Below are 13,985 nucleotides of genomic sequence, written 5' to 3' on the forward strand. Positions count from 1 at the left end.
GTGAACCTGCCAGGTCGCCGGATCGAAGCTGCGCCGGCTTCCCCGCGGGTGGTTCACGCGGAAGAACTGGTGGTTGGAAAAGACATTGTTGAGCTGCTCAGCACGGCGATGTATGTCGAACCGCTTGCGCTTTACCGCGAATACGTCCAGAACGCTGCGGACGCGATTGATCAAGCATGTCGCGCGGGCCTTCTCTCCGGTCGCGCAGCAGGCCGAATCGACGTCTCGCTCGACGCTTCAGGCCGCGAGGTGCGGATTCGCGACAACGGGATCGGGCTACCAGCGTCTGACGCTGAGCGGATGCTGATCGCGTTCGGTGCGAGCCGGAAGCGAGGCGACGTGGAGAGTGGCGCCCGCGGCTTTCGTGGAGTTGGAAGACTAGCAGCGTTGGGCTATGCGCAGGCACTTAGCTTTCGAACGAAAGCTCACGGCGAATTGCGCGGGACGGAAGTTCGGTGGGACTGCCGAAAGCTCCGGAGCATTCTGCTCGATCCGGAGTATTTGGGCGACCTACGCGACGTCGTGCGGGACGTGGTTACAGTCCGCGAAGGGCCGAAAGAGGAATTGGATTCGCATTACTTCGAAGTCCATCTCGAACGGGTAGTGCGCCTTCGAAATGACCTTCTTCTCAACGAAGACGAGATCCGCTGTTATCTCGCTCAAGTGGCACCGGTTCCGTTCCCGCGCACCTTCAGGTTTGCAACGGCCATTGAGGAGTACCTTAGCGATTTTTTGCCGGGGGGGCATTTCGAAATTCGCATCGGGAACTCAGAAGCTCGGGTCGAGCGCCCCTTTAGCGATGAATTCGCAATCTCTACAGGTAAGACGGACCGGTTTACGGAACTAGAGACGATCACCCTGGAAGACCCGGACATTGGCCTCGTGGCAGTGGGTTGGGTCCTGCACCACGGCTACCACGGAGCAATTCACGCATCGCCTGGATTGCGAGGCCTCCGCGCGCGCGTAGGAGATCTCCAGGTGGGCGGACCCGAGATCTTCGCCGGCATCTTTCCCGAGTCGCGGTTCAATGCCTGGACAGTGGGCGAGTTGCACATCATTGATCCCCGAGTTGTCCCGAACGGGCGGCGGGATAACTTTGAACAGAACGCGGCGGCACTCACATTGATTCACCGGCTTGGCCCACTCGGCCGCGGACTCGCTCACAAGTGCCGAGACAGTTCAGCCCGGCGTGTACGCTTGAAGAAGTTTGAAGCTAATGAGCGGAAAGCGATCGAGTCCTTAGAAATCCTAGAAGATGGAAAGATCGGGCGGGCAGCCGCCGACTTGATAGGGAAAGAGATTGGGTCGGCACTCGGCCAGATGCAGATGCTGATTGAACACGACCTTCTTCTCAGGTCCGAGCAGGAGGAACTGCGCGACCGTCTCGAAACACTGCGCGTCAGATACGACGTAGTGCTTCGGGCCCCGGTGGGGAGCGCTCTGAAAGATGTATCAAAGAAGCAGCGGGCCGTATATGAGCAAGCAGTCCATTGGATCTTTGAATGCTCGCCGAACCGAGCTGCAGCGAAGGCGCTCGTAGATCGGATCGCGGCACGGATACAAGCCGGTGGGGACGGAGACTCTGCGTGAACAGGCGCCCAAACGCATTCCGACCGGAATGCGGTCTGTGATGGCGCTTCACAGCACGGGGCGCTCGAGCGCCCCGTGCTTCACGTGCCAGTATGGTGCTTCCTTCACGAGGCGGCTGAAGACGGTAGAGCCTTCAGCGAAGCTATAGCCGTAAAGGCCCATTGGCGATTTATCTCGATACTCGACGCAGCCGAAGCAACGCACGGCTAGTTCAGATTGCACCCCCGCGCGCGTGAGTCCGCGGTACAAAGTGAAGGAAGGGTGAGCGCGCCGATACCAGTGCTTTTTGCTCTCAGCATCATGCAGCTGCAGGATCCGAAACTCAGCATCTAGTCCCTGGTAAATTCGATTCCACCCGAGGTTCCTCCCGAGATAGCTCGTGACGAAGAGGACGTCATCTTCTCGTAGGCGACCGTCCTGAAACATTGAAGCGAACTGAATGTGGAAATCGCCTGCGGCGCATACACCCTCGAGATCCAGAAAGAGGATCGCTGGTAGATCATCATCTTCCCGGACGTAGTCAAACAAATTACCTCGACTTGTTTGCACTTCGATGGGTGGGTCGGCGGTCGCGAGTTTTCGCGACGTTTCCGCCGCGATTCGCGCACGTACCGGATCGATTTCGTACGAGGTGGCTTGGGTGACGAGATTGGGGTCGATAAACCAGAGGTTCTGAACGTCTCGCAGTTCGGTGCCCCCCAGCGTGACATAGCGGTATCGTTCAGCGCTTCCGAAGTGCCGAAGCCAGCGCGCAAATAGCAGGTGGAAAGCCGCGTATTTGGCCGGCCCGAAGATCCTCCGGTTTTTGTCGTCCTTTTTCTTGGCAATCACCGTTTAGATTTCCTTAATACCCAGTTTTTAATGCTGGAGGAGAGCTCATTGGCCGTTGCCCTCTGCTGGAAATCACCGACAATCCCGAACTGTGCTGCTAACGTTCGCGCTTGGTCGGTTGTAAGCGTGAACGTCACCTGAATGGTGTCTCGTTGTTTTTTCTTCGGCGTTACCTTGGGACGATAGACCGTATCGGGGAGCGCCGCGCCTCTCCCGCGCTTCGGACCGATTGCCACGGTTGCCCGATGCGGGATAGCGAGATCCCGTTTTGAGCGGTCGATGATGTTCGCGAGCGGCGTTTGGATCAGATTCGAAACCTCGCCCGATGCTGCAATTGCGGCGTACGTTGCTCTCCAGTTATCGAAGAGGTTTCTCACCAACTTGTGAGTGGTGAGCAGGCGCATGATGTCACGGTCGGTGTTCAAGTGCCGCTTATGCGTATCCCACGGAATGAATACATTGGGCCCTTTGATGTTGATATAGCCCCGAATGAGGTTTTTCGCTGCGCTGGCGGGAAACCGGTCAGCGAACGTAGTCTGATCGTAGGCTACGAAAAGTCGATCATTCCCGTATAGATCAATCCCCCAAGAGGGACCGCCTTTCTTCGAACCGGAAGTTCTCCGGCATCCAAGCACCACTTCAATCTGTACATCGTGTTTGCGGCCTTCAAGTTCCAATACGGCTTCGAAGGTCACCTGTTGTGGCCGAATATCAATCTCGCCAGCGTGAGTGGCGCTAAAATCGTATAGATCGTCGAGGGGCTTGAGTGGCTGCGACCGATCTAAGAAATAAATTTTGATTGCGGGATTGCGGATAAGTAACAGCGTGTAGGTCAGTTGAATCTGATCTACAATCTTCTGGACTTGATCCGGTTCTGTGTACCAAGGAGCTCCACCGACCGGCTCCTCTCTCAATTGGAACACATATCGTGTCTGGCCCTTCTCGATTACGCTCTTGTCCTTCAAGAGGGCGTATGGGAAGTCGTAACGATCAGGATCGTTGATCCACTCCGGGCCTAACTGTACGGCAATGGCATCGTCCGTTGTCCCTGCGGGGTTCCAGTACCTCGTGACGATGGCCGCTGCTTCGGCCAATCGGAACACAGCTTTTTTCCCGCCGGTCTTGTAGCTCCCGATCGTTGGTGAAAGCGCGGTCGTGTCGCTAAAGCCCGGCACAACGAGGTGCTCAAGCTTGTCGACGGACACGCCGCCAGCGTTGTCCTCGTAAGTCAGTTGGTTCGATTCTTCGTCAATATCTATGTAGATATTGAGCTCGGGCGCCGTCTTATCGGGAACCTTCGTTCGCCGCCGTAACCATTCGTCAATACTATTGTCAATCAATTCGAGGAGGGCCTCAGACCGATCAAGATCGCGCCAAGCGCCGAGAACAACGTCCTTCGTAGGCGGCTTTCCCGCTGTCTTCAACTCGCCGACGTTATCTGGCTGCCACAGCCGGATTTCCCGTGCCAAGTGCTCACGGAACTCGCTATCAAGCTCCTCACCCAGTCGGTAATCTTGGACGATCTGATCCATCGACCGTGTCGCTAGAACCTCAATGCGCTCCGAATGCGCGAGGTCGTTCCAGTCCGTTCGGCTGTCGGTTGGCATGACGCTCCTTCGATACAGTGAGAGCAGGAGTTGCTGCTGGCCCTGTCGATGCGAAGCAGCCTACAATGGCAGGAGGAACTGAGGAGCGGGACCTGAAATCTGATGAACCGCAGCGGACAGCGTGCTCCCCCCACGATACCCTCCCAAGCACATGCAGGGGGAGAAAAATGACACTTACCTCTTTAATACGCAATTCCTCGGGTTGACGGATTTTCGAGTGCTCACCCAACAGAGCTGCGGCCAAAGTGCTGGTGGAGCGCATCGCTGCTCGAATCCAGGAGTGTGACGACAACGGCAATTAGGGAGCCGGCCCCACGCGCATTCCGGTCGGAATGGAGTTCAGAGCCTCCGCAGTTCCACGCGGAGGCTTTGAGTTTCCTCATCGACGCCCTTCAGCCGTTCTTCTGCAAATTACCCAAAATGCGCAGGAGTTGCCTCACCTCGAAAGTAATCTGTGGGCGCAGAGGGCCATCAGCCGCAGATAGTGCGTCCCGCACATCCTGCTGCGCCAGCCACTTTCGAAACTTTGTGAGCTTCTGATAATGGCTGTGGTCCCCGCCCGCTTCAACGGCGCGGTCAAACGCTTCCTCGAACCCATACCTTCCTGTGCTGAACCCGCGAAGGACTTTGGGGGGTCCCTCACAAATCACAGGAAGCTTGTCACGGAGATCCTGAGCCCTCGGAATCTCTCCAGATTTGATCTGCGCTACCACCAGCTCCTCAAACTCCGGGTGCAGGTCACGCGCTTTCGAGATCTTTCGTGACTTGATGAACTCGTCGTAATAGCTCCATCGCTCACGCTGCGTGTCATCGTGCTTGACCATAAACGCATAGGCTTCAACGAGCCGGCGCACCTTTGCGCGAGACAAGCCTACACCCGCAGCCAGATCGTCAATTGCAACACCGTGCACCATATGGCGTCGGTATAGGTATCCTGCTTGTTCAAAGGGCGGCCATTCCTTCTTCCCCCGGAGGTGCCACTGACCCAGGAGAGCGGAAATAACCGACTCATCAATATCGTCTGGTAGGAGCGCACATTTGACTCTGGCCCAGCGGATCGGGTCTTTCGTAGCGAGAATCCGGTAAGCTGCAAGCCGACTGTTGCCCTCGATCACATCGAGGGTTCCTCCTCTGACGTACAGCGGATCGATTAGACCACCGTTTTCGCGAATCTGGTGAACCAGCTCCTTCACATGATCCATCTCTTGCAGGGTTTGCTGAATTTCTTCCTGCGTAGGCTCATGCGCGGCTCCGTTTCGAACGACGGAATATACCCTTGGGTTATCTGCGTAGTATAAAAGATCGGCGTGTCGTAGCTCGCCGACCCGGATGGGAATTTGCTGTTTCCGAATGACGAGAGTGTCGTGCACGAAGGAGTCAGAGCCCTTCGCAGCAACGGGAACTGCTTCGGCGGCGGAAGCACGCCGTCCGGCGGTCGTCGTTCGCATTAGTTCTCTTCACCTTCAGGGGCTGAGGCAGGTGGTTCCACTCCCAACACGCGCGCGAGCAGCTCGACAAACGAGTAGGTCGCGCGTTCGCGGTATTCTTTTAGCGCGATGTCGCCTTGGACCAACATGGCAGCCAAGTGTTTCGCGCCCAGCAGCTCATCGACCCATTCGTCGATGGTTCCCCGCATCGAGATGTTGTGAATAAAGCAAGCCCGGTTCTGTGAGATTCGATGAATTCGATCTTGAGCCTGCAAGTAGTCATCGAGGCTGAAGCCGCGGTCATAAAACACCGCGTGATTTGCGACCGTCAACGTTAGCCCCTCCTTGGCCGCGCCGGGCGTCGCAATTAATACCTGGACTGACGCATCGCGTTTGAAGGAGTCGAGCGACCGGTTCCTTTCGGCGATTGACATCCTGCCATGCACGCGTACGGTACCGAGGCGGCGAAGCGCTCGGGCGAGCCAATCCACGTTCTCGGTGAACGTCGTCCAAACGACCGCTTTAGAGACTCCATCGGCGAGAGCTTCGGAAAGGAGCAGCTCCAGCGCCGGCAGTTTTCCAGGGGTGCGTGCATACGCGGCATCGACAAGCCGCGGGTTCGAAGCAACCTGCACCAGCCTAAGGAGTCGCTTCAAGACATCATCTACCTTGTCAACTACTGGCACGCCGCCCCTGACGATTACGGCGCGAAGCTCGTCTCGATAAGTTTCATACAATTCCTCTTGAATTTCCTCTGGGTCTACCCAGACCGTATCAATCTCTTTGTCAGGCAGAGAAAGGCCAGCCGTATTCTTGGTTTCGCGGACGCAAAACGGACGTAGCGTTTCCCAAAGACTATCAAGGCGAGACTCGAACGCTTCCCGGGTGACTGGGTTGTGAGCGAGGTCGGACGAGAGATCGTAATCGCGCTTGAACTCGGGAAAATCGTCCCCGAGTGTCGCTCCGCCGTCCAAGAAACGGATTAAGGCCCAAACATCGTATGGGCGGTTTGCTACTGGTGTTCCGGTCATCACCACTCGGCGGTGAAACAGTGGGCCGAGCCGAAACAGTACACCGGCAATCTTACTTTCGGGATTTTTAAATTTCTGCGCCTCGTCGCAGATCACCCCAACACGGCGCGTCTTCAGGAAGAGAGTGAGGCGGCCCTCTTCCGCGATACATGTCTCATAGTGCGTTAAGAATAGTCGCGCTGGACTGTTTAGCGCGAAGTGATTATCGCGGCGATTCTGACCTATCACCCGCGGAGTCAGGTAAGAATGAAATCGAATCTCGGTTTTCCAGTTCTCAACCAGCGAGTTTTTCGTGATGATCAACACCGAATCAACAACGTTCTGAGTTAACCACGTAAGGGCTAGATCAATCGCAATTTTTGTCTTTCCCAACCCCTGCTCATGGAATAGCGCAGCGAATTCCAGCCGCTCAATCGCCTGGACAGCTTCAACTTGGTAGGGAAAGGCCGCTTGCTTGGGGCGGCGGTCCGCCTCCTTCCGTACGCGGAGCGTCACGAGCGCAGTTCCGTTTCGAATGGGAGAATTATCGATTCGACGCGTTCTGCCCTCACGGCCAGCTTCGCGTTGCGAACAATAGATCTTGCGGTCCCGGCGAGTGGCCACGGGATAGCGATAACCAGTCTGGGATCAGGCTGAAGGGCCAAGTGCTCCAAATAAGCGTGCAACTGCCGGCGAGAGCGACGCGTCTCCAGATCCCGGTACCACTTTGCTTCCCCAATGATCAAGAAACTGGATGGCACGGTGCGGGCAACGACATCAGGTACGAAGCCTCCGACCGGGAATGGCTTGTTGCCTGGATCTGCTTCCGGACCGTCCCGGAAAATGCAGAGCCCCGGGTGAGCGCCGTGGTGCTCCACCACCCACCGTACAATGCGGTCGACAAGTCGCGCATGCTGCGCGGACTCAGGCATCCTCGTTCCTCGACTCGTGTCCCTCTCGCCGTCGGCCTAAATCGCAGCCTTTTAGACCAATCCCACCTCGTTTACGATCTCCTGCAGGGCTTCGTATGCTTCGAGAAGATGTTGCGCCGTCGGAGAGGTGGGATCGTCCTTCATCTTCCGAACATCCCGGAACTCGATACGGTTGACGGCTTCCGCCAGTGCTCGGCAAAGAGCTGCTAGTGGCACGTCGTGCAACTGCTTCTGCGTATCTGGCCCTTCCACAATCCGTATCGCCTGTTCGATACCATCCTTCAAGAAGACCTCTGTAGCCTTGCGATCGCGCAGAATCTTGGGAAGCCAGCGTACATGAGCCAGCTTATCAATCCGCTCGTCGATGATCCACTGGGCGAAATCGCTAAATGTATGGCCTGAGCGGACAATGGCGTCCTTTACGCCAGATTTCTGTAACTCAACGAACCCGCTGAAACGGCGAAGATCGAAGTCTGCGTCGGATTCCAACAGCGGCCGATAGTAGTGTTCCATGTCCGAGTACGCGTCGAGCAATTCGGTCACGGCGCGCCTGCTGCCGCCACAGAAATCGACCAGTCGGTCCGCGGAGAAGTTTGCGACGTTCCGCAGATACGTCAGGTATTTAGCCTTTGAATAGGGGTCCCATTGCCGCGGACCGACGAGATGAGCTTGTAGCCGGATCGCGTGAACATCCTCCTCCGTGATCTGCTCGTGAACGATCGAAGGAATCCGTTCCCACGGGCCGGGAATCTCCGCAGCAAGGAAGTCCTTATAGAGCGCTACTCTGGTATTCCCCTCAATACAGACAAACTGTCCATCGTCTCTAAGCCGCAAGATCACAGGCTGAACAATCCCGCGGTTGGTGAGAATGGACTGTTTCAGCTTCGAGAACGTAGGACCGCTGTTGCCATCTTCGTCTCCACCCGCACCAAGCGCGAGAAAGATCATCTCCGCGGTGTACGGCGGTTCCTGAGCGTCCAGAAACGCCGCAATCCTGGGGTTTTCCTCGTCGAGTTGAATGGATGCGACAGGCACTTCCTGATACTGACCGCCTGCACGGTCAGGAGCTGGAGCTGTCATCTCTCGTGTACCGGGGGGAGTGCTGTGAGGGAGGGAAACGCGATGGGGTGTCACCGAAAACTGGCGTATCCGTTCGTGAAGCGCAATTCCCACCCGTCCCCGGGAGCGAGTTCTGAGCTTCGCGCATCTGATTGCCCATTCCGGCCGGAATGCAGGTCAGCCGCTGCGGCCACGGCCGCGCCCGCCCCGGCCGTCGTCGCCGCGGGCCATCTTTACCCTCAGCTCGAGGGTGGCTTTCACGACCGCGACATGCGGAGCCTTGACCATGACGGCGATCTGCTGGACATGCTTAGCACCTGCCTTTTCATGTGATTTTCGCGCGCGGAAGCCGCGGCGACGGTCTCCGGGGTATCAGTAAGCAAACTGTCGCGCCCCAGCGTCTTGCCGTCCCTGAAGGTCCGGAAGCCCGGCATAGCCCGAAACCTCGGCGCTTGGTAGGGCATCGCTGGAGGAGCGGCGACAGTTCGCCGATCGACCCATTGCACCGCTCGCGCTGACCCGACCCGATGCTCCACGCGCTCACCCCGGCCGACCTCCCCGAGACCTGGCGCGCGCTCGCCATGCAGCAGCGCAGCCTGGGCGCCGACGCGCAGGCCCGCACCCTCGAATGGTGTGCGGACCAGCTCACCACGGCCATGCTGCAGAAGGCGGACGAGCTCCTGAGCCTGCGCCGTGCAGCCCAGGAATCCGGCTACAGCGTGGACCATCTTAGCCTCCTCTTGCGTGAAGGAAGAATCCCGAATTCCGGACGCAAGGGCAAGCCGCTGATCCGTCGCAAGGACCTCCCGAGAAAAGCGGAGAAAACGAGGGTCAAACCTTGTCTTTCGCCGCTGAGTGGGTATGTTCCGGACAGGCTCTTCCGGGACATCATCCACTCCAAATTGGGAGATGATGATGCCCAAAGCTGAGAAGAAGTGCTGGTCCGAGTCGTTCGGTATGTACGGCTCGACCATCCGCGTAGCAGAGCGGGAGCCCGGCGGGGTTCTCTACCTGCTATGGATTGACAACAAGGGTAAGCGGCAGAAGCGGAGCCTGGGTCATCGGGACCGCAAGCTCGGAAAGAAGCAGGCACTCGAGCTTGCCACCCGCATGGGCGAGATCACTCAGGGCGAGCAGCGGGAGCCCGAACCTGAGCCGCTCACGCTCCGCGAGGGAATCGCGCTCGCGTTCGATCCCGTCCGCGGGATGTACCCGACCGAGTCGAAGCACTCACGCGAATCCAGGAAGCTGGCCGAGCGCGGCGCGGAGATTCTCGGGCACGAGTTGCAGTGGGCCGAGCTCACCCCCGGGAAGATCCAGTACCTGGTCCGGGTGCTCGGGCGCCGCAGCAAGGATGGCCGCGGGGCGCGTACGGCCGAGTACATGTGCGACATGCTCTACGGCGTGGCGAGCTGGCTCCGGCAGGAGGAGTTGATCCCGGAGACGGCCGCACTGCCGAAGCGGAACTGGAAGGTTCGCCTGAAGCAGGAATGGCAGGCGCTGACCGGGGTTCGCGTCGAGCCGAAGCGTCCCAGGCACTCCGTGGACGAGGTGGCGTTGATCTTCGCCGCGCTCCCAGCGGCGGACCCACGGCTGCGGTTGCTGGTGGAACTGGCGGCGGAACTGCGGGCGGGGCAGGCCGTGCGGGCGAAGCGAAGCGATCTGGTGCTGGACGCTGTTGGTGGGTTCGGCCTCGGTCGCTTCATCGTCCACGGGCGGGGGAAGAAGCACGGCGAGGTTGTCGATCTCCACCCCGAGCTTCGCGCGCTCGTGGATGAGGTCCTGTCGGAGGGCTATCTCTCCGTGGCGGAGGCCGCGCTTCGCAGGAAGGAGATCGAGGACTACTACCTCTTTCCCGCGGGGCGGCTGAAGGAAGGGAAGGCGCTGCTCGACTGGGTAACGCGCCAGCCGCTCGGTCCGACGGCGATCCGGGACATGTTCCGGGCGCTCGAAAAGGCGGCGGGTGTGGAGCACCAGGCGGGCCGGTCGTTCTACGGCCTGCGCCGGCAGGCGACGGACCTGGCGCCGGAGTTCGCGCAGGACGCCCGCGTGCTGAACCGGCTGACGGGCCACCTCGACAGCGCGACGCGTGAGCGGGTGTACCAGGACCCGCAGAACGAGATCGTCCGGGCGCGGGCGGCCAAGGCCCGGAGGGAGATGCGCCAGTACCTCGGCAAGGGGCAGGCGGCCTGAGCAAATGTAGCCCAGAATGTAGCCCACCCCCTCCTTGGATGTGAAAAGCCCCGGCAGCGTAACCGCTGCCGGGGCAATCACTTAAACCAGTCGGGACGGCCGGATTTGAACCGGCGACCCCCTGAACCCCATTCAGGTGCGCTACCGGGCTGCGCCACGTCCCGAAACCGGTATCTCCACGCGTCGGCTGACGGCGCGAAGAAGTGCAAATGTAGCGGAACCGGGTGTTTGCGTCAACCCGGCGCCGTCCGCATCGATCCGTCTCGCCGGCACGAGGGCTTCAGCCGCGGGCACGATCTCTGGTGACGAGACGACGGGTTGCGGGAGCGCGGAATCAAGATCTAGCGACTCCCGCTCGATACGATCTCCGCGGCCTCGGCATCCTCCTGCCGACGACCGACGAGTTCTCATGGGAAAGAGAGGGAGGAATGCGTTGGAATCTGCGCTGATCCACTGGCCTTCACCGCAAACGGCGCGGATTGTATGTGTGGGATGCAGATCCTATAGAGCCGTTATTATCTGACGACTGAATGAGCAGCCTTGAATCCAGATCCGCCCGGTCATAACTGCACGATCACAATAAGTGCAAGCAAAATTCCCATTCAGAACGCAACTCATCATCATGAAAAACTAATGTTGTCCGACGCCTTGCGCGTCTTCCGAAAATTGATTTACCTTAACCGCCATCTTTCGAGGAAACATCCTGTTCTTGGGGAGAGATCCCGTTGACCCGGTTCTCGTTCGCCTCGGTTCGTTCCTGCACCCCGGCCAGCCGCGCCGCCCTCGTCGCGCGGGTGGCGGTGGCCGCCTCCATCGTGGGGGTCGCGCCCGCGGCGGAGGCGCAGGACCTGATGGCGATGAACCGGGCGGGGCGCTGGGCCGAGGTGATCCCCGCGGCCGAGGTGCTCCTGCGCGACCCCGCGCTCTCCGCGGAGCGCGCGTGCGAGACCCGGGCGGAGCTGATCCACGCGGCCACCTACGCCGGGCGGGTGGAGAAGGCGCGCGAGGCCATGCGCGCCTTCGACGCCCGCTGCGCTTCCTTCCCGCAGGACGCGTGGTTCCGCCGCGAGGTCCAGGCCCTCGCGGAGCGCCTCGGGTCCGCGCCCGCGGCCGGCATGTCGCGCACGGCGAGCGCGCCCCTCGCGGACGGGGGCGGATGGCGGGCCGGCAATGCCGCCGCGCTGGGGCTCGACACCGCCGCGCTGGCGCGGCACCGCGCGCTGTGCGAGGGCTCCGGCGCCGACGCCTGCCTGGTGGCCTTCCGCGGCCGGATCGTGCAGGAGTGGTACGGCCCGGAGTACCGCTACCCGATGCCCACCATGTCCAGCATGAAGTCGTGGACCGGGCTGCTCGCCGGGCTGCTGGTCGCGGACGGCAGGATCGGGCTGGACGACCCGGTGGCGCGCTGGCTCCCCGAGTGGCGCGCCGGCGCCGGGCGGGGCGTCACCCTCCGCCATCTCCTCACCATGACCGGCGGGCTGCGGCGGCGCTGGGGGCGGGGCCCGGGCGACGAGATGGTGGGCGGCGTCAGCGACAAGAACGCCCTCGTCCTGTCGCTGCCGCTGGAGCGCGCGCCCGGCGAGCGGTGGGAATACAGCAACGAGGGGGCGCAGCTCCTCTCGCCCCTGCTGGAGCGCGCGGCGGGGCGGCCGCTGCGGGAGTACGCCGCCGAGCGCCTCTTCGCGCCGCTGCAGATGGACTCCACCAGCCTGCGCCTGGACGGCGCCGGGCACGCCTGGACGTACGCCGACGCGCGCACCACGCTGCGCGACTTCGCCAAGATCTGCCAGCTGGCGCTGGACGGCGGGCGCTGGAACGGCCGGCAGGTGGTGCCCGAGGCATGGATCCGCGCCTCGCTCACGCCTTCGCCGCGGAACCCGGCGTACGGCTTCCTGTGGTGGCTGGGGACGGATCCCACCGTCTACGCCACCCGCGGCTACCTGGACACCGACTGCGAGGCCTATCCCGAATGGGGCCTGGTCGTCGCCCGCATGCAGGCCCGCCCCCGGCCCGGCGCGCAGCCGTACCGCACCCCCGGCACCACGCGCCTCCTGGCCGAGGTCGTCCGCCACCCTCTTCCCGCGCCCCGGCCATGACCGCCGCCGCACCCGCCGCGCCCCCGCTGACCCTGGCCGCGCGCGCGCTCCGCATCGCCCGCGAGCGGCTGGCGCAGGCGATCGAGCTTCCCGACGGGAGCCTCACCTGGCACCCCGGCTACGGCGTGACCTTCGCGCCGGTGGACGACTCGGGGATGTTCAACGGCCGCGTGGGCGACGCCTTCTTCCTGGCCGCCGTGCACGCCGCCACCGGCCGCGCCGAGATGCGCGACGCCGCGCTCCGCGCCACGGCCCCGCTCCGCGCCCGCATCCGCGCCGCGGGCGGACCCGAGGGGCTGCTGGCGGAGACCGGATACGGGCTGACGGGGACGGGCTCGATGGTCTACGCCCTGGTGCGGATGGCCGGCTTCCTGGGCGAGCCCGCGATGCTGGACGAGGCGCGCACGCTGGCCGCCGTCTTCACCCCCGACGCGATCGCGCGCGACGAGAAGCTGGAGATGTTCTGGGGGACGGCGGGGACGATCCCCGCGCTCTTCGCGCTGGCGGACGCCGACCCCGCCGGCGCGGCCGGGTGGACCGAGCGCGCTGTGTGGTGCGCCGGGCACCTGGCCGCCCATCGCCAGGCGGACCCCGAGACCGGGCTGCGCGCCTGGCCCGGCGCGCGCGGCGAGCTGGAGACCGGGTTCGCGCACGGGAGCAGCGGTGTGGCGCACGCGCTGCTCGAGGTGTTCAGGCGCACCGGCGAGCGGCGCTTCTACGACGCCGCGGTGGAAAGCTTCGCCTTCGAGCGCGCGCTCTTCCGCGAAGACGTGATGGACTGGCCCGACTCGCGGAGCGAGCCGGGGAAGATGATCGGCTCGTGGTGCCACGGCGCGCCCGGGATCGGGCTGAGCCGCCTGGCCGCGCTCGACGGGCTGCGCCCCGACGACGAGCGGGGCGTGGCGGGCGACCTCTTCCTGGCGCTGGAGAAGGCGGGGAAGCGGAAGAAGGGCGGGGTCGACAACCTCTGCTGCGGGCACTTCGGCCGCGTCGACTTCCTCCTCGAGACCGCCCGCCGGCTGGGGAACCCGTCGCTCGAGGCGCAGGCGCGCGCGCTGGCCGAGCAGCGGTTGCGGGCGACCGATCAGCGCGGCTTCCGCCTCCCCGAGCACGACACCGGGGGCGACGAGCACATGCGCACCGGGCTGTGGCAGGGCGCGCCGGGGATCGGCTACGCGCTCCTGCGGCTGGACGACCCGGCGCGCTTCCCCTGTATCCTCCTCCTGGCCTGACCGGGGCG

10 protein-coding genes and 1 tRNA gene are annotated in these 13,985 nt (G+C 62.0%); 5 read left to right on the forward strand and 6 right to left on the reverse strand.

The genetic code is table 11. The features are described 5' to 3' along the window. Positions 1 to 1,590, forward strand: a 1,590-nt coding sequence (locus VF092_15755; GenBank protein ID HEX6748753.1) for an ATP-binding protein, incomplete at its 5' end; no start/stop codon positions are given. Positions 1,591 to 1,638: 48 nt separating this feature from the next. Here VF092_15755 and VF092_15760 read toward each other — a convergent pair. The 5 genes from VF092_15760 to VF092_15780 form a co-directional block, all read right to left on the reverse strand. Beyond that, a complete protein-coding gene (locus VF092_15760; GenBank protein ID HEX6748754.1) occupies positions 1,639 to 2,421 on the reverse strand; it encodes a hypothetical protein in 783 nt (260 codons plus the stop codon). Next, a complete protein-coding gene (locus VF092_15765; GenBank protein HEX6748755.1) occupies positions 2,418 to 4,028 on the reverse strand; it encodes a hypothetical protein in 1,611 nt (536 codons plus the stop codon). Before VF092_15765 ends, VF092_15760 begins: the two co-directional genes overlap by 4 nt. Before the next feature lie 392 nt (positions 4,029 to 4,420). After that, positions 4,421 to 5,476 carry a ParB N-terminal domain-containing protein gene (locus tag VF092_15770; GenBank protein ID HEX6748756.1) on the reverse strand — a complete coding sequence of 352 codons (1,056 nt, stop codon included), beginning with the start codon at positions 5,474 to 5,476 and terminating at the stop codon, positions 4,421 to 4,423. Then, complete coding sequence (locus VF092_15775) at positions 5,476 to 6,981, reverse strand: DEAD/DEAH box helicase (protein ID HEX6748757.1); 1,506 nt, start codon at positions 6,979 to 6,981, stop codon at positions 5,476 to 5,478. The genes VF092_15770 and VF092_15775 overlap by 1 nt, the downstream gene beginning before the upstream one ends. Positions 6,982 to 7,448: 467 nt before the next feature. After that, positions 7,449 to 8,477, reverse strand: a complete 1,029-nt coding sequence (locus VF092_15780; GenBank protein HEX6748758.1) for a hypothetical protein — start codon at positions 8,475 to 8,477, stop codon at positions 7,449 to 7,451. Positions 8,478 to 8,983: 506 nt separating this feature from the next. Between VF092_15780 and VF092_15785 the strand changes: the two genes are divergently transcribed. Further along, on the forward strand, positions 8,984 to 9,385 hold the full coding sequence (locus tag VF092_15785; GenBank protein ID HEX6748759.1) for a hypothetical protein: 402 nt from the start codon (positions 8,984 to 8,986) through the stop codon (positions 9,383 to 9,385). Continuing rightward, positions 9,372 to 10,649 (forward strand): hypothetical protein, encoded by a 1,278-nt coding sequence (locus VF092_15790; GenBank protein ID HEX6748760.1) that lies wholly within the window; start codon positions 9,372 to 9,374, stop codon positions 10,647 to 10,649. Before VF092_15785 ends, VF092_15790 begins: the two co-directional genes overlap by 14 nt. A 90-nt stretch (positions 10,650 to 10,739) precedes the next feature. On the opposite strand, the gene VF092_15795 is transcribed toward VF092_15790, so the two are convergent. Further along, positions 10,740 to 10,813: transfer RNA gene (locus tag VF092_15795), tRNA-Pro, on the reverse strand. A 561-nt stretch (positions 10,814 to 11,374) separates the two neighbouring features. Between VF092_15795 and VF092_15800 the strand changes: the two genes are divergently transcribed. Next, entirely contained in the window at positions 11,375 to 12,745 is a 1,371-nt protein-coding gene (locus VF092_15800) for a serine hydrolase domain-containing protein (protein ID HEX6748761.1), read from the forward strand. Further along, positions 12,742 to 13,977: a lanthionine synthetase LanC family protein gene (locus tag VF092_15805; protein ID HEX6748762.1), complete on the forward strand. Its 1,236-nt coding sequence runs from the start codon at positions 12,742 to 12,744 to the stop codon at positions 13,975 to 13,977. The genes VF092_15800 and VF092_15805 overlap by 4 nt, the downstream gene beginning before the upstream one ends. Positions 13,978 to 13,985: the final 8 nt, after the last annotated feature.

The organism is Longimicrobium sp. (assembly GCA_036377595.1).
Taxonomy (GTDB): Bacteria; Gemmatimonadota; Gemmatimonadetes; order Longimicrobiales; family Longimicrobiaceae; genus Longimicrobium.